The sequence below is a fragment of the Streptomyces sp. NPDC004539 genome (assembly GCF_040610055.1).
Taxonomy (GTDB): domain Bacteria; phylum Actinomycetota; class Actinomycetes; order Streptomycetales; family Streptomycetaceae; genus Streptomyces.
Map to the genome: position 1 here is coordinate 246,632 of NZ_JBEXLS010000012.1, position 22,014 is coordinate 268,645.

The 22,014-nt window shown below is 69.9% G+C and carries 21 protein-coding genes; 12 read left to right on the forward strand and 9 right to left on the reverse strand.

Features of this window, described 5'->3' with window-relative positions:
- Positions 1-245: 245 nt before the first annotated feature.
- Entirely contained in the window at positions 246-1,706 is a 1,461-nt protein-coding gene (locus ABZX85_RS25375; protein ID WP_355872778.1) for an NAD(P)/FAD-dependent oxidoreductase, read from the reverse strand.
- Positions 1,696-2,631: a patatin-like phospholipase family protein gene (locus ABZX85_RS25380; RefSeq protein WP_355872780.1), complete on the reverse strand. Its 936-nt coding sequence runs from the start codon at positions 2,629-2,631 to the stop codon at positions 1,696-1,698. The genes ABZX85_RS25375 and ABZX85_RS25380 overlap by 11 nt, the downstream gene beginning before the upstream one ends.
- 125 nt (positions 2,632-2,756) lie before the next feature.
- Between ABZX85_RS25380 and ABZX85_RS25385 the strand changes: the two genes are divergently transcribed.
- The gene (locus tag ABZX85_RS25385) at positions 2,757-3,347 is read left to right on the forward strand and encodes a TetR/AcrR family transcriptional regulator (RefSeq protein WP_355872783.1); all 591 of its coding nucleotides are present in this window, start codon (positions 2,757-2,759) and stop codon (positions 3,345-3,347) included.
- Positions 3,348-3,824: 477 nt separating this feature from the next.
- Here the strand turns inward: ABZX85_RS25385 and ABZX85_RS25390 are convergent, their stop codons facing one another.
- A complete protein-coding gene (locus ABZX85_RS25390) occupies positions 3,825-4,382 on the reverse strand; it encodes a hypothetical protein (RefSeq protein WP_355872785.1) in 558 nt (185 codons plus the stop codon).
- A 448-nt stretch (positions 4,383-4,830) separates the two neighbouring features.
- Positions 4,831-5,439 carry an MBL fold metallo-hydrolase gene (locus ABZX85_RS25395; RefSeq protein WP_355872788.1) on the reverse strand — a complete coding sequence of 203 codons (609 nt, stop codon included), beginning with the start codon at positions 5,437-5,439 and terminating at the stop codon, positions 4,831-4,833.
- Between the two features lie 212 nt (positions 5,440-5,651).
- Here ABZX85_RS25395 and ABZX85_RS25400 point away from each other — a divergent pair, with 212 nt between their 5' ends.
- From ABZX85_RS25400 to ABZX85_RS25445, 10 genes are all read left to right on the forward strand, one after another.
- Positions 5,652-7,205, forward strand: coding sequence for a helix-turn-helix transcriptional regulator (locus ABZX85_RS25400; protein WP_355872791.1), 1,554 nt, complete (start codon positions 5,652-5,654; stop codon positions 7,203-7,205).
- 9 nt (positions 7,206-7,214) lie between these two features.
- Positions 7,215-7,784, forward strand: coding sequence for a transcriptional regulator (locus tag ABZX85_RS25405; RefSeq protein WP_355872794.1), 570 nt, complete (start codon positions 7,215-7,217; stop codon positions 7,782-7,784).
- Positions 7,785-7,864: 80 nt separating this feature from the next.
- Entirely contained in the window at positions 7,865-8,365 is a 501-nt protein-coding gene (locus ABZX85_RS25410; protein WP_355872796.1) for a hypothetical protein, read from the forward strand.
- Between the two features lie 1,473 nt (positions 8,366-9,838).
- The gene (locus ABZX85_RS25415) at positions 9,839-10,789 is read left to right on the forward strand and encodes a hypothetical protein (RefSeq protein ID WP_355872799.1); all 951 of its coding nucleotides are present in this window, start codon (positions 9,839-9,841) and stop codon (positions 10,787-10,789) included.
- Between the two features lie 80 nt (positions 10,790-10,869).
- Complete coding sequence (locus ABZX85_RS25420) at positions 10,870-11,778, forward strand: hypothetical protein (protein ID WP_355872801.1); 909 nt, start codon at positions 10,870-10,872, stop codon at positions 11,776-11,778.
- 11 nt (positions 11,779-11,789) lie between these two features.
- Positions 11,790-12,815 carry an ImmA/IrrE family metallo-endopeptidase gene (locus tag ABZX85_RS25425; RefSeq protein WP_355872803.1) on the forward strand — a complete coding sequence of 342 codons (1,026 nt, stop codon included), beginning with the start codon at positions 11,790-11,792 and terminating at the stop codon, positions 12,813-12,815.
- 145 nt (positions 12,816-12,960) lie between these two features.
- Entirely contained in the window at positions 12,961-13,245 is a 285-nt protein-coding gene (locus tag ABZX85_RS25430; RefSeq protein WP_355872806.1) for a DUF3892 domain-containing protein, read from the forward strand.
- Positions 13,246-13,359: 114 nt separating this feature from the next.
- On the forward strand, positions 13,360-13,620 hold the full coding sequence (locus ABZX85_RS25435) for a multiubiquitin domain-containing protein (protein WP_355872808.1): 261 nt from the start codon (positions 13,360-13,362) through the stop codon (positions 13,618-13,620).
- Positions 13,595-14,764 carry a ThiF family adenylyltransferase gene (locus ABZX85_RS25440; RefSeq protein WP_355872811.1) on the forward strand — a complete coding sequence of 390 codons (1,170 nt, stop codon included), beginning with the start codon at positions 13,595-13,597 and terminating at the stop codon, positions 14,762-14,764. Before ABZX85_RS25435 ends, ABZX85_RS25440 begins: the two co-directional genes overlap by 26 nt.
- Positions 14,761-15,162 (forward strand): DUF6527 family protein, encoded by a 402-nt coding sequence (locus ABZX85_RS25445; RefSeq protein WP_355872813.1) that lies wholly within the window; start codon positions 14,761-14,763, stop codon positions 15,160-15,162. The genes ABZX85_RS25440 and ABZX85_RS25445 overlap by 4 nt, the downstream gene beginning before the upstream one ends.
- A gap of 1,436 nt (positions 15,163-16,598) precedes the next feature.
- Here the strand turns inward: ABZX85_RS25445 and ABZX85_RS25450 are convergent.
- Complete coding sequence (locus ABZX85_RS25450; RefSeq protein ID WP_355872816.1) at positions 16,599-16,808, reverse strand: hypothetical protein; 210 nt, start codon at positions 16,806-16,808, stop codon at positions 16,599-16,601.
- A gap of 285 nt (positions 16,809-17,093) precedes the next feature.
- Between ABZX85_RS25450 and ABZX85_RS25455 the strand changes: the two genes are divergently transcribed.
- Complete coding sequence (locus ABZX85_RS25455) at positions 17,094-18,053, forward strand: restriction endonuclease (protein ID WP_355872819.1); 960 nt, start codon at positions 17,094-17,096, stop codon at positions 18,051-18,053.
- A gap of 562 nt (positions 18,054-18,615) precedes the next feature.
- On the opposite strand, the gene ABZX85_RS25460 is transcribed toward ABZX85_RS25455, so the two are convergent.
- From ABZX85_RS25460 to istA, 4 genes are all read right to left on the reverse strand, one after another.
- Positions 18,616-18,996, reverse strand: a complete 381-nt coding sequence (locus tag ABZX85_RS25460) for a hypothetical protein (RefSeq protein ID WP_355872821.1) — start codon at positions 18,994-18,996, stop codon at positions 18,616-18,618.
- A 241-nt stretch (positions 18,997-19,237) separates the two neighbouring features.
- Positions 19,238-19,471 (reverse strand): hypothetical protein, encoded by a 234-nt coding sequence (locus ABZX85_RS25465; protein WP_355872824.1) that lies wholly within the window; start codon positions 19,469-19,471, stop codon positions 19,238-19,240.
- A 336-nt stretch (positions 19,472-19,807) separates the two neighbouring features.
- A complete protein-coding gene (gene istB / locus ABZX85_RS25470; protein ID WP_355872826.1) occupies positions 19,808-20,578 on the reverse strand; it encodes an IS21-like element helper ATPase IstB in 771 nt (256 codons plus the stop codon).
- Positions 20,575-21,993, reverse strand: a complete 1,419-nt coding sequence (gene istA, locus ABZX85_RS25475) for an IS21 family transposase (RefSeq protein ID WP_355872828.1) — start codon at positions 21,991-21,993, stop codon at positions 20,575-20,577. The genes istB and istA overlap by 4 nt, the downstream gene beginning before the upstream one ends.
- Between the last annotated feature and the right edge of the window lie 21 nt (positions 21,994-22,014).

The window sequence follows — 22,014 nt, forward strand, 5'->3', positions numbered from 1 at the left end:
CGACGCAGGGTCCGGACCCGCTCCGCCTCGCCGGGGGTGCTCGGGCCCGATGGGAAGACCGCGACGGGCTGCGCGGACCCGGCCGCTCCGGGGCTGCGGCCTGTCCGCGCATCACGGCACCGGTCCGGTGGCCGCCGGCCCGGGTGGTCCTGTCCGCCGGTCTGGTTCGCGGTCTGGTTGTCGGCCGGCAGGTGGAGGTCCGCCGTGCCCGGCCGGCGGGTGCGCGTGCGGTCCGTGCCGCAGCGTCAGACAGGTGTGGCGGTGTACGCGTCGGGGTCGAAGACGGCGAGCCGGCGCCGCATCCGCCCGGTGGACCAGGGCCAGCTGAAGCTGTTGCGGCCGTTGGCGTCGTGGTAGTAGCTGCTGCACCCGCCCGTGCTGTACACGGTCCGGGCGAGGGCGTCCTGGACCTCGGCGGCGAACGCCGCCTGGACCTCGGCCCGCACCTCCATGCTCGCCCACCCGGCGGCCCGTGCGTGCCGCACCGCACCCGCCAGGTACCCGAGCTGCGCCTCCAGGACGGTGTAGGCGGAGGAGTGCCCGGTGCCGAGGTGGGGGCCGAGGAGCACGAACGCGTTGGGGAACCCGGCGACGGTGGTCCCGAGGTAGGCGTCGGGGCTGCCTTTCCAGTGGTCGTCGAGGCTGGCCCCCGAGGCGTCGAACACCCGCCCGGCGATGGGCAGGTCGAGGATGCGGAACCCGGTGGCCAGGACGATGGTGTCGACGTCGGCGCGGCTCCCGTCGGCGCCGGTGATCCGGCTGCCGTCCACGGAGGCGACGGCGGTGGGGTGGACGGTGACGTTGGGCCGGGCCAGTGCCGGGTAGTAGCTGCTGGACAGCAGCAGCCGTTTGCAGCCGGGTGTGTAGCCGGGGGTCAGGGCCCGGCGCAGGACGGGGTCGCGGACCGCCGTCCGCAGGTGGAGCCGTCCCGCCGCGGACACCGCGCGCAGCAGGGCGGGACGGCGGAACCCGGCGCCGAGGGCTTCGAGCGCCGCGTACTGGGCTGCGCGCAGGGCCTGCTGGGCGGCGGGCAGCCGCAGCAGGGCCCGCTCGGGGCGGGTGATGCGCCGGTCGGGTTTGGGCAGCACCCACTGCGCGGTCCGCTGGAACAGGTGCAGCCGCCCGACGGCCGGCTGGATCGCGGGCACGAGCTGCACGGCCGAGGCCCCGCTCCCGACGACGGCGACCCGCGCGCCGGCCAGGTCGTGGCCGTGGCGCCACCGGGAGGAGTGGAACACGGTCCCCGGGAACCGCGCGAGCCCCGGTATGCGAGGCACCGAGGGCTCGTGCCAGGGCCCGGCCGCAAGGACCAGGAACCGTGCGGCGTACCGGCCCCGCGCGGTCTCCACCCGCCAGCGTGCCGCCCCGGCGTCCCACCGCGCCGAGGTGACCTCCGCACGGAACCGGATCAGCGGCGTCACCCCGAACCGCCCGGCGGTCTCCCGCAGGTACGCCCGGATCTCCTCCTGCCCCGCGAACGCCCGCGTCCACCCGGGATTGGGCGCGAAGGAGTACGAGTACAGGGCGGACGGCACGTCGCACGCGCACCCCGGATACGTGTTGTCCCGCCAGGTCCCGCCCAGCTCACCGGCCTTCTCGACGACCACGACGTCCCGCACCCCGGCCCGCCGCAGCGCGATCGCCGCCCCGATCCCGGACATCCCGCTCCCGACGACGAGGACCTCCACCGCGTGCTCAGCGCCCACCGCGCACCGCCGCCCGCGTCGTGCGCAGCGCCGTCTCCAGCACCGCCAGGCGCCGCCGCCCGTCCATGAAGTTGCCGCCCGCCGCCCGCAGGCACTCGCCGGTCGGCTCGATCCGCACCACCCGCGTCCCCGCGGCCCGCAGCACGGCGCACTCCGCGTCGAGGGTGCGCGTCATCACCCGCCGCAGCAGCGCCTCCGCCCGGCCGAGCCCGGTCCTGCCCGCCACGGGAGGCGAACTCATCGGCGCGATCACGTACACCTCGTCGAGCCCCAGGGGGACGACGAGGTCCGCGGACGCGGTGGAGACGATGCCGCCGTCGGCGTACCGGCGCCCGCCGACCGCGACAGGCGCGAACCAGCCGGGTACGGCCCACGACGCCCGCAGCGCCTGCCCGAGCGTGGCCTCCGGCGCCCCCGGGGACCCGAACGCGGTACGGCGCCCGGTGGCGAAGTCCGCCGCGACGAGCCAGGTCGCCGGATGCGCCACCCACGGCGCGCCGGGCGCCAGGAGCCCGGCGAGCGCGGTGAGCCGGCCCCCGCCGCCGCGCCCCCGGGGCAGCGCCCCCGACAGTCCCGCCAGGACCGGCACGGCCCCGCGCAGCGCGAGCCGGGCCAGGCCCGGCGACCCCGGCAGGAGAGCGGGCTGCGGCGGCACCCGGCGCGGCGGCCGGGCGAAGTGCCGCACGAGCCCCGGACGGGCCTCAGGGGCGCCCAGCTGCGCGGCGAGGAGTTCCTCCGCCGCGATGCCGGCGCCGAGCATCGCGGCGGTCTCGGCCCCGCCGGAGGTGCCCACCAGGACGTCCGCCTTGCGGGGGTCCCAGTCCAGGGCCCGGCTCAGCGAGTGCAGCGCGGCGACGGTCCAGGCCGTGCCGAGCGTTCCCCCGCAGCCCAGCACCAGGCCGCGGGAAGGAGATGACGGGATCACGGAACCGCCCTTCGGAATACCAGAGGAATCGGGATACTAGCGGTATCCGAAACGGGTGGACAGCCCCCGCGCGGCTAAGATCCCGACAGCCACCGCACCGCGCGAGAGGAAGAAGCCGCCCCCGCATGACCCGCCTCACCCGCGCCGAGACCCAGGAACGCACCCGCGAACGCCTCGTCACCACCGCCCGCGGCCTCTTCCTCCGCAACGGCTACGCCCTCACCTCCCTCAGCGACGTCGCCGAGACGGCCGGCTACTCCAAAGGCGCCGTCTACTCCAACTTCCGCAGCAAAGGCCACCTCTGCCTCGCCGTCCTGGACACCATCCGCGCCGAACAGGTCGCCCTCCTCACCGCCTCCGTCCTGCGCGACGCCCCCGTCGAGGACCGCCTGGCCGCCTTCACCGCCTGGGCCGAGACCCACATCGGCGACGAACACTGGACCGTCCTGGAAGTCGAGTTCCTCACCAGCACCCGCCACGACCCCCAGCTGCGCGAAGAGACCGCCGCCCGCGCCGCCGCCGCCCGCACCGCCCTCACCCACCTCCTCACCGCCCTCGCCCACGAAGTCGGCGCCGAACTCCCCCTGCCCGCCGACCACGCCGCGATGACCCTCCTCAGCCTCGGCATCGGCCTCGGCATCCAGCGCGTCACCGACCCCACGATCCCTACCACCCCCCTCACCGACACCCTGCGCCTCCTCCTGCACACCCCCTGACCCCCCGCCCCCGGACGGACCCCCGCCCGCCCCCTGGGACGGACCCCCGCCCGCCCCCCCCCGGGACGGACCGCCGCCGGGCCGCCCACCTTCGCTCACCCGCCCTCCGGCCGTCCACCTCCGCCCACCCGCTCCCGGACGGGCCGCCCTCCGGCCGCCCACCTCCGGCCGTCCGCTCCCGGCCACCTGCTCCCGGACGGACGGCCCCCGCAACGCCCGTCCCGGGACAGGCGCCCCCGGGACGGGCCGTCCGCGGACCGGCCCCGGCCAGACCCGGGCCACGCCCGCCACGAGCCACCCGCAGGCACCCCCTGCGCCCGGCCTGACATCCCCGCACCCGCTCCTGCGCACAGCTCCCTCGACGCCCGCCCGCTGACGCCCGCCCGCTCCCCGGACGGGGCACGCCCGCCCGGCCGGGGCCCCGCGCCCCCCTCTGCGGGCCGGGAACGCCTGCCCGCCCCCCAAGGGGCCGGGCCCCTACCAGGTGTGGGCGACGTCCACGACGAGCCGCCCGTCGAGCTGGAGCACCCGGAACGGCAGCCGCGCCCGCACCCCCACCCCGAACTGGCTCTGCCCCTCGAAGCTCCCCGCGTACACGGCGTCCCGGAACGTCGGATACCCGACAGGCTTCGGCGCCGGCCCCGGATACGTCGGCGTCCCGGTCTCCGGGTCGTAGGCGGGCGCCCGCACGATCACTTCCAGGATCGCCCCGCCGGCGACCGGCACGACCTCCCCGCTCGGGTCCCCGACGAGCCGGTCGACGTACCGCACGGTGTACCCGAGCCGCGCGGCCGCAGCCCCCGGCACATCGACCACGAACCGGTCGTAGCACTCGTGCGTCCCGATCCTGACACCGGTGACGGACTCCCCGGCCGTACTCGCCCAGTCGTTCTTCGCCAGACTTCCCCACCCGGTGGCACAGGCGGCGACACCCCGCCCCGCCACGTCCGCCGCGACGGCGGGCACCGCGCCGGCGGCCGTGAACACGACGGCCCCGACCGCACCGATCACGAAGAAGGCACTGCGTCGTAACATTTCTTCCCCCAAGCGTCGATTGCCCTGCTGTGGGATGAGACCACCGGCCCGCCCCGAAGGTTGCCCCCACCCACCGCTACCGGCCCCCACACACCGCCCCGACCCAGCCCCCGAATCTCCACCAACCCGCGCCCGCATCTGTGCCCGCCCCCGCCAACCCGTCCGGCCCGGCTCTGCGCCCGGAGCCTGCCCTACACCCGTGCCGCGCCGCAGCGCAGGCGCCCGTACAGGGCTGCGCAGGGAACTCTTCACCCAACCCCCTCCCGCACAGAGCCGACGGGCACACCACAGCCGAGACGGACGACGCGGACACGACGGCCGACCCTGACGGCGAGGCCGAGGCACCGGCCAGCCCGGGGCGATGGACGAGGGCGTGGGGGAGACCGCTCCACCGCCCGCCGCAACGGACAGCCACGACCGCAACGGCCGGCCACCACATGAGACGGCGTCAGGCGCTTTCCCCGGGCGCCAGCCACCGGTACCGCCCGCCGCACCCACGGGCCAGCCACCCGTTGAGACTGCCGAGCCCCCGCTCGTTGAGCTGCCCGTCATGAATACCGAAGGCACGCTCCGCCCCGACGGCCCGCACGAAACCGATCGCCTCGTCCGTCTTCATCCACGACCCCTGCAAAGGAACCAGCAGACTCTCCACCGCCCGCCCGGGCCGGTGGAAGGAATCCCCCGGATGATAGACACGCCCCTCCACGAGATACCCCAGATTGACGCAGTCCGGCATGCCCCCGTACACATGCGCGTGCCGCCCGCCGTGCGCACTCACCCGCATCCCCGCCGCGACGAACTCCTCACCCGCACCGACCCCGGTGAACTCCACCCCCGGCATGTCCGCCGCCCCCGGGGCGTAGACGGCCACCCCCGCCCCCCTGAGCCGCAGCACATCGGCATGATCACTGTGCTCGTGCGTCACCAGCACCGCATCCGCCCCGTCGAGCGCCTCCGGCTCGCTCCACACACCGGGATCGATGACCAGCACCCCACCGTCATGCTCCAACCGGACACAGGAATGGGTGTACTTGATGATCCGCACCCGCGCGAGCATAGCCCGCAGGCCCCATCCATCCGCACGGAGAAGAACACGGAACCACCCCGTCGACATGCCCCGATTCCCGGTCGCGGGCGAGGGTAGGGTCGGACGTGACGGGGCTGCCGTCGGCGGTGCGGACAAGAGGTGACGGTCACAGTGCTGTACGGAGCGACAACCAGCCACACGCGTACGCGTCCCGCCGACGCACAGCACAGGAGTACAGGGCGTTGACCGACTTCTCCGCGATCGACGCACTCCTCTCCGGCATCCGCCCCCGCACCGAACTCCCCCCCGCCGAAGAACGCCGCGCACTACGGGAGACCCTGGGCCTCTCCCGCGCCCAGGTGGCCGAAGCCCTGGGAGTGAGCCCGTCGACCGTACGCGGCTGGGAATCGACCCGCGAACCGACAGGCGACCTCCGCGAACGCTACGCATACTTCCTGGACGCCGCCCGGCACAGACTGCACACACCCCCCACCGACGAGAACAGCACGCCCCCCGCCGAACCCCCAGCCGCCACACGGACTTCCGCAGCCCAACCGCCGGTACCGGACGACGACATCCCCCCCGCCCCCCCGACGGTTCCCCGCCCCTGCGTACTGTGCGGCGGCCCTGCCCACGACGAGGTAGAGGGCTACCCCCAGCACCTCGACCCCGCAGCCTGCACCCGCCCCGCTCCCACCACACCAGCCGAACCCCCCACCCTCACCCCCCACGCCCCTACGCCCGTTCCCGCCGCCCCGCCCCCCACAGCAGACGTCCCCACCGCACCCGCCGACGGAACCCCCTCACCCCGCCCCGCTTCCCGCTCCGCCCCTCGTGCCGCCTCCAGCCGCGACAATCCAGGAACATTGATCACCCACGCGGTCACGGAATCCCTGGAAACCCACGCAGGCGACCTGACCGCAGCGATCGCAGACCTGCGCCGCCGCGCGATCCCCGACGCGATGGCACTCCTGGACGCCTGCCGCGTAGGCGCCCGCTACGACGTCGTGGGCCACCCCCCGCTCCCGGACATCCTCCGGAAGAAAACCGCACACGGCGCGGACAACGTCTGGGAAGCCCGCCCGCACTGGACCCGCCCCACCACACCCGTGACGACCGGCGAAGTCACCGCCCTCGACATCAACGGCGCCTACCTCTCCGCCCTCAAAACACACCTCCCGCTCGGCGCCCTCGAACACTCCACCGGCGACGTCCACTCCCGCCGCCGCTCCGGCATCCACCTCATCACCCCACCCCACTGGGACCACCACGACCACCTCCCCAACCCCCTCGGCGACCGCGAGGAACCAGGCCCCGTATGGGTGACCGAACCCACCCTCCGCCTCCTCCAACGCCTGGCGACCGACTCCCACGGCCCCCTCTGCGCCCCGCCCGTGATCCACGAATCATTCACATCCGGCGCGACGGAACAGCTATTCGAGAAATTCCGCCAGACCCTCCGCGACGCACGAGAAAAAGCCATCACCGACAACGACGAAACCACCCTGGAATACGTGAAGTCCATGTATTCTAAGTTCGTGTCGACCATGGGTGAATCGAACTACAACCGGGAAATCTACCGCCCGGACTGGATGCACATCATCCGCTCCCAGGCATTCGTCAACCTATGGCTGAAAGCCCACAAAGCACACACCGCCGGACTCACCGTCATGCGCGTCATGGGCACCGACGAACTCCACCTCGCAGGAAACTGGCGACAAGTATTCACCGAAGGCCGCGGCGTCTCCGAAGTAAAAATCAAAGACACCTACACCCCCCGCACCGGCAGGCGGTGACAGGCGGCCATGCCCGACAGAACACACGACTTCGGCCACTACGGCGCCCACGGCGAACGCGGCAGCGAAGCCGCCGCCCGCGTCCTGGACTCCCTCGCCGGCGGCATCACCTCCCCCGTCACCACCCCCCGCGGCCTCGCCGCCCGCCTGCGCTACCTCACCCGCTCACCCGCAGGCCACCGCGCCATGCAAGACGCCGGAATCACCGTCACCCCCCGCACCCTCAAAGCCTGGCTCGACGGGAAACAACGCCCCAACAACAAAAACCTCACCAAGATCGACACCGCCTACCGCACCCTCCGCCGCCACAACGTCGCCCGCTACCTCCTCCACCGCCTCAACTCCGGCGGCGGCACCCGCGTAGAAATCCACCCCCTCGACCAGACACACGTCCCCTCCCCCCACCGCCGCGTCCTCGAACACCGACGCCTCAACATCCGCCACTGGGACGCCATCATCCACGCCTGGTCCCGCAACAACCCCCAAGCCCTCGACGACGCCTGGATCGACCAGATCACCGACCTCGGCTCCCAATGGGGCAAATACGAATACGTCACCTCCGTCGGCTTCGCCGCCTGACACCCCACAACCCGAGAACAGCCGGCGCCCCCACTCGCGACCCGGACAGCCTGTCAGCACCAGCTGCTACGAATACCGGCATGACCGACGACGAGATCATCCACAGAATCAAACAGCAAGCCTCAGCCGGCAAACTGCCACCACCCGCACCACCCAAGGCCGCAGCCGAACTGGAAACCGCAGTGGGCCACCCGATGCCACCGCTCCTCAAACGTATCCACCTCGAAGTCGCCGACGGCGGATTCGGCCGCCAAGGCCAGGCACTGTCCCTGACCGACACGGCCTACAACTACAGCGACAGCAACCGCCTACTGGACGCATACGCCCTCTGGCGCGCACTCCCCGGCCACCCACCGTCCGTCGTACCACTCCTGACCTGGGGCTGCGGAATCTGGTCCCTCGTCGACCACAGCACACCAGAAGGCCGCATGTGGGCCTGGGACCCCCACACCCACTGCCCGACCCACGGGCACGCCCTGTTCCCCGAAGACCTCACCCTGGCCGAACGGCTCCGCGGATGGCTCGACGGACAAGACGACTTCCCCAAGGCACCCGCCGGCCCCTACCGCCCGGACTGCTGAAACCACGACATGCCCGTGCGGCCACCACACCAGCGATACGGGCGAGCCGACAGCAACCGGAGACATTCCCGGCCGAAACGCCGTCCCCCTTCGCAGATGCCCCGGAAGCCGCCGAAACACTGGCCGGCACTGCTGCTCCTCCCATCCCGTCCGTCGCAGCGCTGCTGGAGCTCTTCTGACCGGGCTTCACAGGGGCTGAGCCTGAGTGTGGTGGGCCGGAGCATGGCGGTCGCCGCGGTTCAGGGGAAGACAGATACGTGTACGTCGGCAGCTGGAAGCAGTGGGTCAGCAGGCGTTCTTCTCGATGAGCTCTTGTACGTCTGCTGCCAGCTGGACAGGTGCCGTCAGGAACGGCCAGGCCGTCGAGGCGGATGTGGGCGTGAGGTCCCGCAAGTTGAAGCTCATTGGGCTGTCCGACCGCCCCGAGTCGCGCGGGCTGGCCGACTGCGGCAGGTAATGTCAGTTTTCTCCTTAAAAATCAGCGGTAAGCCACGGCGAACAGATTTCCTTGGGGGAGTGGCCGGACGGAATAAAAAAAGAAACAAAGGTGAGATAGTGATGGAGTTTCACGAAATCCAGTGCCGGGAAATTATCAGCACAAAGAAAACAGAGAAACGAATTGCTTAATTCACTCAGTAAAATCCTTGACGGATCGTCAGAAAAGAGCGGGGAAGGAGAGCGAGGCGCCCTTCTCGGTGCGTTTTTCAGGAATTCGCGGAGCGAATTCCGTAGGCGTCACGGAGTGACGCCGCATCAACTTCCTTGCGGAGCAAGGAAGTTAGCCCGCGGAGCGGGCTGGGGGCTTCCGGCCCGTAGGTGTCGCGGCTCTCCTGTAAGTGAGCAGTCCCTGGGTGCTGAACAGGGTGTTGCTCAGATCTGGGGAGTGGAGTTCAGTATAAGTTACTCATTGGTAACTGTGATGCTGGGTTGAGCGCAGGGCTCGGCAAGGCGGTTTGACGTGCTCTTTGGCGGAAGGTGTGTGTCGCCTGCTCAGTGGGAGCGTTGACTGCTCAGGGTTGGGGCGCCGCCGGTAGTGGTGGTCGAGGGGGCGCCGGTGTTGAAGGCGTGTGGTGCCTGCAGCGCAGGCTGTGGCAACAAGCTCCAAGTGCTCGCGGATGATCAGTGGTTGCTGGCCGATGGCAGGATCGACGTCTTGAGGTACGGGACTACGTGGCGCCGGGCGGTGGCGCGACGGCGAGAACGATCCCACCGGAGAAGGCCTTCACCCAGTGATGGGGCCGCTGGCGGATTCCCGGAGAATGCTCATCGGGAACGGTCTGGGGGTGCGGGGGCTGATGGCGTCGGTCGATCGTTCGGAGGCGCCCAGATGGGTTGGTCGGCTGGTGGGGCTGTTCCGCGAAGCGAGGGGACTTTGGGCGCGTTGCGCACCCGAGGGGTGGAGGTTGGTGTATGTAGACCCGGAGCCCCGCGGCTGCAGGCGCCGAGCGGGGAGCATGTGATCGGGGGTGGCTCGTGGCCAGCGGGGCTTTCGAGGAGCTGCAGACCGGCGGGTTCGGGCCGGCCACGTTTGATCTGTTGCGGCGGCTGGTCCACCAGGTGCGCCGTGCCTCTGGCTTTCCGCCGCCTGAAGGGCACACGGTCTGGAGCGATGACGCGGCTTACGACGTGATCAGTGCGATGTTGTCTCAGGAAGGAGCGGGACAACGGTTCGTGACTGTCTGCTTCGCCCAGGCCGCCGACGAGGCCTCCCTGGAGCGGCTGTTCCTCACGTCGATCAAGAACTTCCTCATCGATGAGGCGAAGAGGACGCCGCGGGGCAAGCTCCGGCGTCGTATCGCCCGCTTGATGGGCGAGGACGCGGCCTACCGCAAGAACAGCGGCTCACCGCCGCGCTGGGCGCTGGCCGAGCATGCCGAGGGAGTCGTGTGGCAGGGAGATCTCGGCGATCTCATCGCAGAGGCGGCACGAGTGGAAGGGGTCGGTATCACCCGCTGGAACCATTCCGGCCCCACCCCCAAGCAGACAGTCCATGCCCTCAAGACCATCCTCTCGTGCGTGCTCCAGTACGCCCAGGGAGCGGTGCGGGAGGAAGACCTCGCCAAGGTCCTCGAGGCCCGGTTCGAGCTCCTGGCGCCGGCCCGATTCACCGCGCTGTACGCCGATGAAGGGAGTGTCGCCGAACTCGTCGAGCAGCACGCTGCCGCCACCGCACCGGATCCCACGGGTGTCGACGGAGTGGCCGAGGACATCTGGCAGCGCCTGTCACCCAACGAACGCCTGCTGCTTCCCTACCTCGACGAGGACACCCATCACGCGGCGCAGCTGCTGGAGATCCGGCAGGCCCATGCGGCGGCCGTCCTAGAGAACCTGAAAACACTGCTCCGTACCGCTCTATCCTCGGACAGCGACCCCCACGCGGTCATGACCGCCCTGCTGCGGCGCTGCGGCGACGCTCCGTCGTGAACAGCCCCAGTTACGTCGTCTGGACCCAGTGAGAAGAGAATGCGCTGATGGACCACAGCCGAGGAGACGGGGGAGACGGTATGAGCTCTGCCCACACCACTGCCTACCAACGGCTGGTGGCCGCCGCGGCGGGACTGAAAGTGCCCGACGCCGTCCGCCAGGTCGCCACCGCACCACCCCAGGACCCCCAGCCGCGCCAGATCTGGCGCGCGGTATGGCAGGACACCATCCAGCTGCTGCTGATCACCGCGGCTGGCGACGACGACACCCTGCGCGCCGTGCCCGCGTCCTTCGAGCGGTATGCCGACGCCGACACCGTGCTCCTGCCCGCCCAGGCGACCACCCTGGAACAGCCACTGGCACTGTGGTGGGGCCTGGAGACCGTCCTTCCGTGGTGCGTGCTGGACCGCCAGGTCAGCGAACTGACCAGCCGCCCTCCCGCCCTCACCGCCCGAGCCCTCGCCGACGCCGTGCCCGGCACGCAGTGGGGGAGCGGCACAGCCCTCTCCGCATCGGCCGTCGAGTATCGCGCCATGGTGGCAGGCAACCTTGAGTGCCTGGCCTCGGCACAGTGGGCCCCCCAGGGATCAGGAGACCTCCACCAGCTGTTTCGTGACCACGGTGTCACCGTCCCGCAGCTGGGGGCCGAACTGAAACTGCCGCCACCCCAGGCACTCGCCGTCTGGAGAGGACACCAGGCCCTGACCGCCGACCAGGCCGCCACACTCGCCGACCGCCTCGGCCAGCCGGCCAGCCACCTCCTCGCGGCCAACCCCGCCCTGCCGGCCGCCATCGTGCACGAACTCAACCGCCCCCTGCGCCGCAAACAAACCAAGGCGCTCGCCGCTCAGCACGACGAGAGCGAACACGATGCCCGGCTGCGCGCCGTCTACGGTATCTACGCACTCGCGGCACGCGACGACGACCGCACCCGACCGAACTGGACGGCACGCACAGACCGCTACTTCGAACTGTGCCTGGACCAATAGGGGACCGCCGCGTGGTCAACTACGTGCTCGCCGGCGCCGCCCGGACTCAGGCCGCCGCGATGATCCAGGAACTCGAAACGACCCGTCCCGGCGCGCTCGAACGCCTGGCACACGGCGCCCTCGCCGAGTTGAAAACCTGGCCCGATCTGACCGTCCTGCAAGTCGAGGAGAACCAGACGGAACAAGGATGCAGCGTTGCCGGCGCATACAACGAGGGCCCGCCGCCGCGCCTGTCCGTCGCCACGTCCGCCAGCCGTGCGCGGCGGGACTTCACCGCCCTGCACGAACTGGGCCACCACCTGCAAAAAAGCAGCTACGACCTCATGGAGCCCTTCGCCAGGGAACCCGACGGCGGCGTCCTTTTGGAGGATGCCGCCTGCGACGCGTTCGCCGCCGAGATCCTGCTCCCCGTGCCCCTCGTCCACCGGCACCTGGACGCCAAGGGCCCCACCGCTGTGGCGATCACCCAGCTGTGGCAGGCGAGCAACGCCTCCCGCATGGCGGTCTGCGTACGAGCGGCCCAGCATCTCCCCGCGCCCGGCCACATCCTGCTCCTCGACGCCGCAGGGCATCTTGCCTTCGCCGCCTCCCACGGCCTTCCGCCCCTGCGGCGCGGCAGTTTCCAAGGCGACATAGCCGTCATCGACCGCGCGCTTTCCGGCTCCGGCCACGCCCGAGGGCTGACCCAGGTCCGCTACCGCGACGGCATCCTCGGACGGGAGCTGCACACCGACACCGCGTCCATGGACGGCTACCTCGTCGCCGTCCTCGTCGCTGACTCCGCCCCCTGGCGCGCCTTCACCCCGCCCACTTCCGACACCGGCCCCCAGTCACGCGACTACATCTGCGCGAACTGCGACGAGGAGTACCGCTCCTTCGACCCCGCCTGCGAGCGCTGCCGCATCTCCCCGTGCCCCGACTGCGGCCGCTGCGCCTGCCCGCCCCGTGTCTCCGAGCACCTCTGTCCGGGCTGCTTCATCCGGCACCCGCCGTCGATGTTCCGGGCGGGCAGCGACCGCTGTCTCGACTGCGACTGACGCTTCGACACCCCCATCTGCACCACGTTCACCCCTACCCGCGAGTTACGTCGTCCGTCCCAGGCGAAGCACCCCACTCAGGGGTGAACGGAACCCGGGCGCCGGCCGCGGGCGCCGTCGGAACCTCGCCGGCAGGAACTAAACGATGGCCATTCAGATCACCGCGGTGCGCCTGTCGACCGGCGGCACCACCCACGAACACATCACCCACCTGTGGTGGACCAACCAGGCCTCCAGCGAGACCGGCCACAGCACACGTGCGCAGCTCGTCGACTGGATCGAGAACCAGGGCGGCAAGGCCTACACCAGCGACCGAACCGGACACCGCACGGAGGTCGCCGTCGTGACGCCCGCCCGCGGCGAAAAGTACCTGCGCACCCGCGCCGACGGCGTGTGGACCAACAACCTCCTCGCCCTTCCCCGGCGCTGACACCGCAACAGCACGCCTGTCTGCCGCGCCGCTGCTGCGGCGGTGCGGCAGACACCCCAGCCCCGCCCGGGGGAGCCCGGGCGAACACCCGACACCCTCACTCCAGGAGGACCCATGTCCCAGGACAGCCACGGGCCCGCGCCCGTCACGATCATCGTCAACGCCCGCCTGCACACCTGGGCGGCGAAGGAGATCACCTTCGAGCAGGTCGTCGACCTGGCCTACCCCGGCCAGCCGCCGAACGACCAGGACACCTACACCGTCCAGTACAGCCGCGGCCACGACGGCCACGGAACGGGCAGCCTCACCGCCGGCCACAGCGTCCAGGTGAAGAAGGGGATGGTCTTCGATGCCTACCGCACCTCTCGCTCGTGACCGGGACCTGTCCCGCCTCCTCGACGACGGCTACGACGTCGTCGTCCACGCGGGCCACATCATCGTCCGCCACATCCCGTACGTCACCGAGAACCGCACCGTCGAACACGGCTTCCTCGCCTACCCCGTGACCATCAGCGGGGACCGCCTGGCCTCCGCGACCGACCACCGCATCTGGTTCAGCGGCTCCGCCCCCTGTGACGAGCACGGCCGCCCCCTGACCCTCGCCCATCCGGAGACCCGGGTGATCGCCGAGGGCATGCAGGCAACCTTCATGCTCTCCAGCAAACCCAGCCCCGACGGCTACCCCGACGAGTACACGAAGATCACCGCGTACGCGAGGATCATCGCCGACCAGGCACAGGTACTCGACTCCTCGGCCACCCCCACCCCCGGCGCAGCGTGGCAGGAGACCGAGGACGACAGCCCCTTCGTCTACCGCGACACCGCCACCTCCCGCGCCGGTATCGCGGCCGTCCACCGCCGCTTCCGAGGACAGCGCATCGTGATCGTCGGCCTCGGAGGCAGCGGAAGCTACATCCTCGACCAGGTCGCCAAGACCGAGGTCGACTCGATCCTCCTCATCGACGGCGACACCTTCGACAACCACAACGCCTTCCGGGCCCCCGGCGCCCCCACCCTCGACACCCTCCGCGCCCGCCCGCCCAAGGCCACCCACTTCGCCTCGGTCTACGCCAACATGCACCGCGGCGTGTCCGCCTGCGAGCAGTACCTCGACGAGGACAACCTCGACCTGCTCACCGGGGCCACGTTCGTCTTCCTCGCCTCGGACGACGCCGCCGGCAAGCCGGCGATCATCGACTGGCTCGAAGCCCACGACGTACCGTTCATCGACGTCGGCATGGGCATCGAAGAGATCGACGGCCGCCTCAGCGGACTCCTGCGCGTCACCACCAGCCTCCCGGGCCGCCGGGACGCAGCCCGCCGCCGCATCCCCCGGCCGGCACCCGAACGCGACGCCTACGCACGCAACATCCAGACCGCGGATCTCAACGCGCTCAACGCCGTCCTGGCCGTCATCCGCTGGAAACGCTCCATCGGCATCTACGCCGACGCCGCCGACGAGAGCCACGCCACGTACTCACTGATCACCAACCAGATCGCCAACGAGGACCTGCCGTGACCGCGCACGACACCCTGCGCCCGGTCTTCACCGAGACCTTCCCCCCAACGATGGACGCAGGGGTTTTGTACGTCTCGATTCCTTACCGCACCTGCGGCCACCTCTGCTGCTGCGGATGCGGCCACGAGGTCATCACGCCGCTCTCCCCGGCGCAATGGTCCATCACCTATGACGGCGAGAACGTGTCCCTCGCCCCCTCGATCGGCAACTGGGCGCTGCCGTGCCGCTCGCACTACTGGATCCATGACGGCCGCGTCCGATGGAGCCGCCGCTACTCGGCGGCAGAAATCGCCCAGAACAGGGATCGTGACCGTCGCCTGCTCGCCCGGAATCCCGAACAGGACAGGCCAAGGGCGCCGGCCAGGCTGCGTCGCCTCCTGCAGTGGCGGCGCCGGTAGGCCGACAGGGGGCCACCAGCCCCACGCGCGGACACCGCCCTGCCGAGCACCGGCAGGCATTTTGCGGAAGGGCCCCGGATATCGCAGAACGTGCGGGCCCCCACCGGGTGGGGCAGAAGACGGGATGAAGACGGTGCGCGACAGATGCCCATCCGGTACGGCCAGGCCCGGCCGACCCGGGGAGTTCAGGGATGTTGCTGCCTGCCGGCCCCGCCGAACAGATCATCATGCCAAGCCCGGTGATGAGCGCTTCCCAGCACGAGGGGCAGCCGCATCTGCCGCCGTCGCGGTGCTCGGCGGCGCTGCGGCTTACCGCTGCCTGAACCTGGCTGGCCAGAGCCTCGAAGGCAGCCTTCCACCGGTCGGCCGCCGCCCTGTGGGTCGCAGCCTCGCCAGCGACCGATCTCGCTGTTTCCTCGGCTCGCCGCCGGGCCTGGATCATCGGCCAGTTGGGCCCGCCGCCGTACCCGTACGACATGCTCGTTCCTCTCGCGTCGGATTGTTGTCTCCAACAGCACACCGGCCCGAAAGGACACGACGGAGGGCTTGGCGGCCTCGGCTCAGATCGCGTGGCGCGGCTCACTAGCCCGCGCAGCGGTCACCGGGGCGGGGTGGGGGTTCCATCAGGGTCAAGTCGGTAGCTCCACATGCTGAAGACATCCCTCCCGGTTCCGCCCCAGGCTTTCGCGGCGTTGAGGGCGCGTTTGACGGTGTCTTCGGCGCGGGCATCGTCTCCTGCCGCCGTCAGGAACAGGAAGAGTTCGATGAGAGCTTGCGGATGACCGCTCTGGTCGGCCCGGTTGAGGGCCTGTTCCGCGCCGGGTAGGCCACCGACGGCTCGGCGGATCCGGGCAGTCTCGAAAAGGGCGGTTGGCTCACCCCTCTCAGCGCCCTCTGCCAGGAGCTGCTCGGCGCCCTCATGGTCTCCGGCAGCGTGCCGGAGACGGGCAAGCTGATTGATGGCCCACTGATGATCAGCCGCAGCCGCGTTGGCGAGGAACCGCTCGGCGCCTTGAGGGCCCCGGCCTGCTGCCGACGACGGGCGAGTTCGATCGTGGCCCATGGCTGGCTTGCCTCGGCAGCCTCGGCAAGGAACAGGCCGACCGACCGATTGTCTTGAGCCCCCGCCTCGGCAAGCGGCGCATCCGCTTCGGCCGAGGCCTCAGCGCGATGGCGGAGCGAGCTTGTCAGTTCCTGCGGTTCATCTTGCATGCGCTCGTTCAGGAGGAGTTGAGCGAGGGCATCGCCTGCGGCGGCAGCCTGAAACAGAAGGCGTTCGGCACCCTTGTCATCGCCGGCGGCACGACGAAGCTCCGACAGGTCGAAGAGGGCTTGCGGATCGCCGCGTCGGCGGCTTCGGCCAGCAGCTGTGCGGCAGTCTTGGTATCTCCCACACTGCGGCCCTGCGGCCGGATCTCTCAGCAGCAGGCTCTGTGTCAGAGGTCGCTGTCGGTGGGGCTTCCGCGGCGTACCAGTTCCTCGGCTGTCTGGCCGTGCCGCCGTGCCAGGGCCTGGAAGGCTGCTCGCTCGCCTTGCCAGGCCACGGCTCGCTCGGCTGCCGTCCGGTGAATGTAGTCATCCGGGGACAGTCCCAGGGCGGACCCGTGGGCGGCGATGGCGTCCCGCTCGCCGGGGGTGAGATCCACAACGGCCTCCTTGGGCTGGTCGGTTCGTTCGGCGGCAGCCGGACCCCGGCAAGGCCCGCGCCGGCCATGACGCTATCGCGGTGCGTCTGGCCCGGGCCATGCCGCGACGGCCCGCCGCGGAGCGCTCTTCGGCCTCACAACCCCTGTGCCTGAAGCGGGAGCCCGGATCCGTCTCCGGCCTGACGTGTGGGGGCGCTCGCGGAGAGCAGGGACGGCACGCTCTGCGCACCGGGTGGACCTCTGACCGTCCTTCCCGGAGATCCCGCCGATTGAGAGGATGCCCGGGTGACGGAGCGTATCGAGCAGATCTACGACCGGGCGATCGCCGAAGAGAAGCTGAAGGACGGCACCAAGTACGAACGCCTGACCGCCCTTGTCTTCAAGATCCTCGACGACAGCGGCCTCGTGGTCCACGACGTGAAGCTGAGCGGTGACGGCAAGGAGGCATTCCACCAGATCGACGTCAGCGCCAGTTACCACCAGGTGCAGCAGCGGGTGTTGGTGGAGTGCAAGGACTACGGCAGCGAGAGCGTCGGGATCGGCATCGTCCGGGACTTCAACGGTGCTCTGGTCCAACTCCAGCCGGTCCAGGGCATCGTGGTGACGACCACACGGTTCACGGCCGGGGCATGCGCATACGCCCGCGACGAAGGCATCGCTTTGGTGCAGTTGCGGCCGTTTACCGACCACGACTGGAACGGTCGGGTCAGAGCCGTCAAAGTCACGGCCACCGGATACGCCCTGGGCGAGCCGCACACGAGGTGGCAGGCCACCGGCCAGGTCCAACCGGCGCCTGCCGAAGCAGAAGACAGCACCGGCAGAGTGTCCGTGCACGAGGTCTCCTACTACGACGCGTCGGGAACAAGGCAGGGACCGCTGTCTTCGCTCCTCGCCCCCTGGCACGCCGAACTGTCCCGTGCCACGCCCTCGGACGGCTCCACGGACACGGTCACCGGACACCACCAACTCGAGCATCCGGTCTGGCTGAGGCGAGAGCACGAACTGGTCGAGGTCACCGGCTTCACCTGGACCGCCCCCGTCGTGTCCATCGACCTCGATCTTCACGTCACCGCCGGCCGCATCGCCGAACTCATCGCCCACGCAGTTCAACTGCCCGCCACCACGACCCTGACGGAATCCCTTGCCGCGGCCCTCGGGGCACCCGGCGCCGTGATCTTTCGTGACCAGCTCGCACACTGGAACGTGGACGAGGACGGTGTCATCACACCGCGGCCGCTGATCTGAACACACACAGCCCAACCCCGGGGCCGCTCGTGTCCCACGAGACGGCCCATGGCCTCAATGTCTGGACGGAACGGGAGAATCAGGCATGGGGCGTGATGCCTGCGCGGCGCGATACGCAGGGGACGATCTCGGTGGGATGAAGCAGGCGTGCTAGTGGCCGGAACCGATTCCGTGGCGTGAATCGGTTCCCAGACACACGGTTTCAAGCCCGCGCATGGGCGGCAGAAGCACCTGCGACCCTGCCGTTTCCACGAGGGAGAGGGCGTCAACCTCAAGGCCGCCTCCGCGGCCGCGTCTCCTCCTGGGCGGGAGCTGCAACCTGTCGGCGGACGGACACGCCGCCCAGGCACACGGGAGTGTCAGTGCCTGCGCCTAGCGTTGCCTTGGCCTGAACCGAGAGCAGGGAGCAGCGATGTCCGACCAGCACGTGAAGCCCCCGTGTGCTGTTGCCAGCTACGACCGCGAAGGTGTGGACGCGGCCATTGCCTGGTGCCGTGCCCACAAGGAGCAAGGCGACACCATCACGGTGTGGAGCAGCCTCAAGTCCAACCTCGCCAACTCCTCACAACTGCAGCATTTCGTCGATGGTTCCCCGGACGTTGAGCATGTCACCGGCAGAGGCGGTGGGTTCCTCCGCGCGAGCGGTCCCGTGCTGATGGCGTGGCCGGATATGGAAGATCTTGGACAGATCGCGCAGTGCGGCAGTGGGCATATCCGGGCCCTGTGCGTCCTCACTGGTACCGAAGACGGGATCAGGCCGTGGGTGACGGCCGTGAGTCCTGATCTGCTGGGCGATGCCTCGGCGTGGCGGGTGCTGACACCCGCGCTCGATCCGGTCGTCGTTGAGGCTCTGGAAGATCTGACGACGATGGTCAATCTCAGTAACGCGATCACGGCAGGCCGGGACAGGGACTTGGTCGTCAGTAGTCTTCTGGCCCTGCACGCCGCGGGCATCCGTATGGACGGTGAAGCCATGCGGGGTGGGTGCTCGCCCACGGCTGGTCAGGCAGCAACCCCGGGAGCCTGGCCAGGTACGTGCAGAGCATCAATGCGGGGAGGCGTCCCCGCCACCGTGCCGCGCTCCGCCCCGACTACGTCGAGAGTCTTCGGAGCCGGGTCGCGGACGAGGCATAGAAGCCCCTCATCCAGGCCAGCCTGGCCGCGCCGCACGGGAGCGCAGTGGATCACGGCACGTCGTCCTCGGGGCCGTCGGCCAGGCCGAGTTCCGCGTCGGTGAAGGGTCCTCCCAGGTCGGGCATCGCGAAGAGACCTATTGTGGTGCTGGTCTCGACGAAGCGGACGATCCGGTCGACGGGCCGGTGGACTTGTTCTCGCTCCAGCAGCGCGCGGCAGGCGCGGCAGCGCCACGGGCGCCGGAGGGTGATCCACTGCGCTCGTGTGCATGCGGGGCAGGTCACGAAGTACGCTGCTGGCCCGAAGGCAGCGGCCCAGTTCGCGTAGCCGCTGCGAGGGCGGTGGCCGGGCTCGTTCCAGTCGGAGGCCAGGGACGGCTTGCCGAGGAGGACGAACTCGCCTCCGGGCCACTGGCAGGTGCAGGAGCCTTGGCAACGGCAGGCGCGGGTGCGGGCCAGTTCTTCCGTTTTTTCGGTTCGCGGTATGCCGGGGCCTTTGACCTCGATCCAGGTGCCGAGTTCGGGCAGCCAGAAATCGGGGAGGTAGAGGGTGCCGGAGTCCAGGGTTGTCCGCGTACTCGTTGAAGTGCTCAGCCAAGTACAGATAAACGTGCTCAGCTCTCAAGCCACTTCAGTCTCGCGCTCGATGGCGGCGAGGCGGTTCTTCAGCCGGTAGCTGGGGCCGTTGATCGCGATGACGTCGCAGTGGTGCAGGAGGCGGTCGAGGATCGCGGTGGCGAGGACTTCGTCGCCGAAGACCTGGCCCCATTCGCTGAAGGTTTTGTTCGAGGTCAGGATGATCGAGCCCTTTTCGTAACGCTTGGAGATCACCTGGAAGACCAGGTTGGCCTCAGCGCGCTCGAGGGGCTGGTAGCCGACCTCGTCGACGACGAGAACGCTGGGCCGCAGGTAGGAACGGAGCTTGCTGGTCAGCCGGCCCGCGGCTTCGGCGGTCTTCAGGTGGCGGACCATGTCGTCGAGCGTCGTGAAGTAGATCGAGAACCCGGCCCGGCAGGCTGCGACGGCCAAGGCGACGGCGAGGTGTGTCTTGCCTACTCCGGGCGGGCCCAGAAGAGCTGCGTTGGCCTTCGCCTCGACGAACGAGAGGGTGGCCAGGTCCTTGACCTTGCGCGGGTCGAGTTCGGGCTGGAAGGAGAAGTCGTAGTCGTCCAGCGTCTTGTGGTGCGGCAGCTTCGACAGTCGCAGGCCCTGTCGGAAACGTCGGTCATCGCGGACCGCAAGCTCTTCGGCCAGGACCAGGTCAAGGAAGTCGAGGTAGCCGAGCTTGCCCTCCTCGGCCCGCTCGGCGTACTGGTTCAGGCTCTCGGCCAGGTGGGGCAGGCCGAGCTTGGCGGCCGTGCTGCGGATGCGGGCGGTGACCAGCTGGCTCAACGGGCTTCCCTCGTCGTCGAATTGGGGGTGAAGGGGCGGGTGCCGGTCAGCTCGTCATAGACCGACAACGGGCGCCGGCTGACCTCGATGCGGCTGGCGGCGGACCGGTTCAGCAGGGCCTTGAGCGGTCCGGCCTCCTCGCCCAAGGCGTCTTGGCGGTGGGGCCGGGGCATCACGTCGCCGGTGGTGACGCGCCGGTTGTCGCCCCTGGGCAGTCCGTCCCAGTGCCTGTCATCGACGACGCGGGCGCCGCGGCCAACAGCCCGCGGGTGGACGGCCAGGAGGGTCTCGCCATTGGCGTCGACGATGGTGGAGTGCAGGCTGATCTGCGACTTTGTGGCCCGGATCTCGACCAGCTGACGGGCACGGACCTTGCGGGCCGGCACCGAGTAAAGGTTCGCGTCGAAGGCGACCAGGCAGTCCTTGCCGACGTGCCGCAGATGCCGCTGGGCGACCACATACGGTGTCTGCGGCAGCGGCCGAAGGGCCATGTGGTCACGGACGGCGCGATGCCCGATGACCTCGCCATGGGTGCCGTGGACCTTCGCCCGCCGCATCGGCACCCAGGCGGTGAAGGCGGCATCCATCTCCTCGACGGAGGAGAACGCCCGGCCCGCCAGAACATGATCGCGGACGATGAGGACTTGGCGCTCGACCCGTCCTTTCCCGGTCGGGCGGTAGGCGGCCAGGACGTCGATGTCGAAGTCGTAGTGCCCGGCGAAGGCCACCGCTTCAGGATGCAGCGGAACCGCCTCACCAGGAGCGACGTGGCGACGGACAACCGTCTTGGTCCGGTCGTAGACGATCGTCATCGGCACCCCGCCGAAGTGCGCGAACGCGCGGCGATGGCAGTCGAAGAACGTCGCCAGGTCCTGGCCGGTGGTAAAGCAGCAGAACGGATCGCGCGAGTAGGACAAGGTCATGTGGAACGAGTAGACCTTCGGGATCCCGACATGGGCGAGGATCTTGCCCTCGTCGCCCCAGTCGACCTGCGCCTGAGCACCGGGGATGACCTCGAACCGGCGGTGCAGACCCGCGAGTTCACCGGGGCTGATGCCCAGCTCGTCCGCGATCCGGGGCCGGGCTTCCTGCAGGTAGATCTTCACACGCTGGTAGTTGCCGGTGAAGCCGTACTCCTTGACCAGACGCTCGTGGACCACCGCCCCTTTGATGAGGATCTCGGCCCGCAGCATCGCGTCGATCAGCGGCGCGACCTCGTCCACCACCCGAGCCTTCGGCTTCCCGTTCGGCGCCCGCTTCGGCGGCGCGATCGGTGCCTGCCCCGACAGGTACTTACTGACCGTGCGACGGTTCAGCCCGGTCGCCTTGGCGATCTCTGACAGGCTCATCGCCCCGGACTCGTAAAGACCGCGGAAACGCCTCAACTCCAGCCAGCGATGCGGGTCCAGGACCACCGTCAGCCGCCTCTCTGCCAC

What these genes read in the sequence shown, in the direction of transcription:
- ABZX85_RS25435 (WP_355872808.1), top strand. Translation starts at nt 13,360, where the DNA reads ATGTCCCAGGACAGCCACGGGCCCGCGCCCGTCACGATCATCGTCAAC.
- ABZX85_RS25405 (WP_355872794.1), top strand. Translation starts at nt 7,215, where the DNA reads ATGCCCGACAGAACACACGACTTCGGCCACTACGGCGCCCACGGCGAA.
- ABZX85_RS25395 (WP_355872788.1), bottom strand. Translation starts at nt 5,439, where the DNA reads ATGCTCGCGCGGGTGCGGATCATCAAGTACACCCATTCCTGTGTCCGG.
- ABZX85_RS25420 (WP_355872801.1), top strand. Translation starts at nt 10,870, where the DNA reads ATGAGCTCTGCCCACACCACTGCCTACCAACGGCTGGTGGCCGCCGCG.
- ABZX85_RS25410 (WP_355872796.1), top strand. Translation starts at nt 7,865, where the DNA reads ATGACCGACGACGAGATCATCCACAGAATCAAACAGCAAGCCTCAGCC.
- ABZX85_RS25430 (WP_355872806.1), top strand. Translation starts at nt 12,961, where the DNA reads ATGGCCATTCAGATCACCGCGGTGCGCCTGTCGACCGGCGGCACCACC.
- ABZX85_RS25440 (WP_355872811.1), top strand. Translation starts at nt 13,595, where the DNA reads ATGCCTACCGCACCTCTCGCTCGTGACCGGGACCTGTCCCGCCTCCTC.
- ABZX85_RS25390 (WP_355872785.1), bottom strand. Translation starts at nt 4,382, where the DNA reads ATGTTACGACGCAGTGCCTTCTTCGTGATCGGTGCGGTCGGGGCCGTC.
- ABZX85_RS25385 (WP_355872783.1), top strand. Translation starts at nt 2,757, where the DNA reads ATGACCCGCCTCACCCGCGCCGAGACCCAGGAACGCACCCGCGAACGC.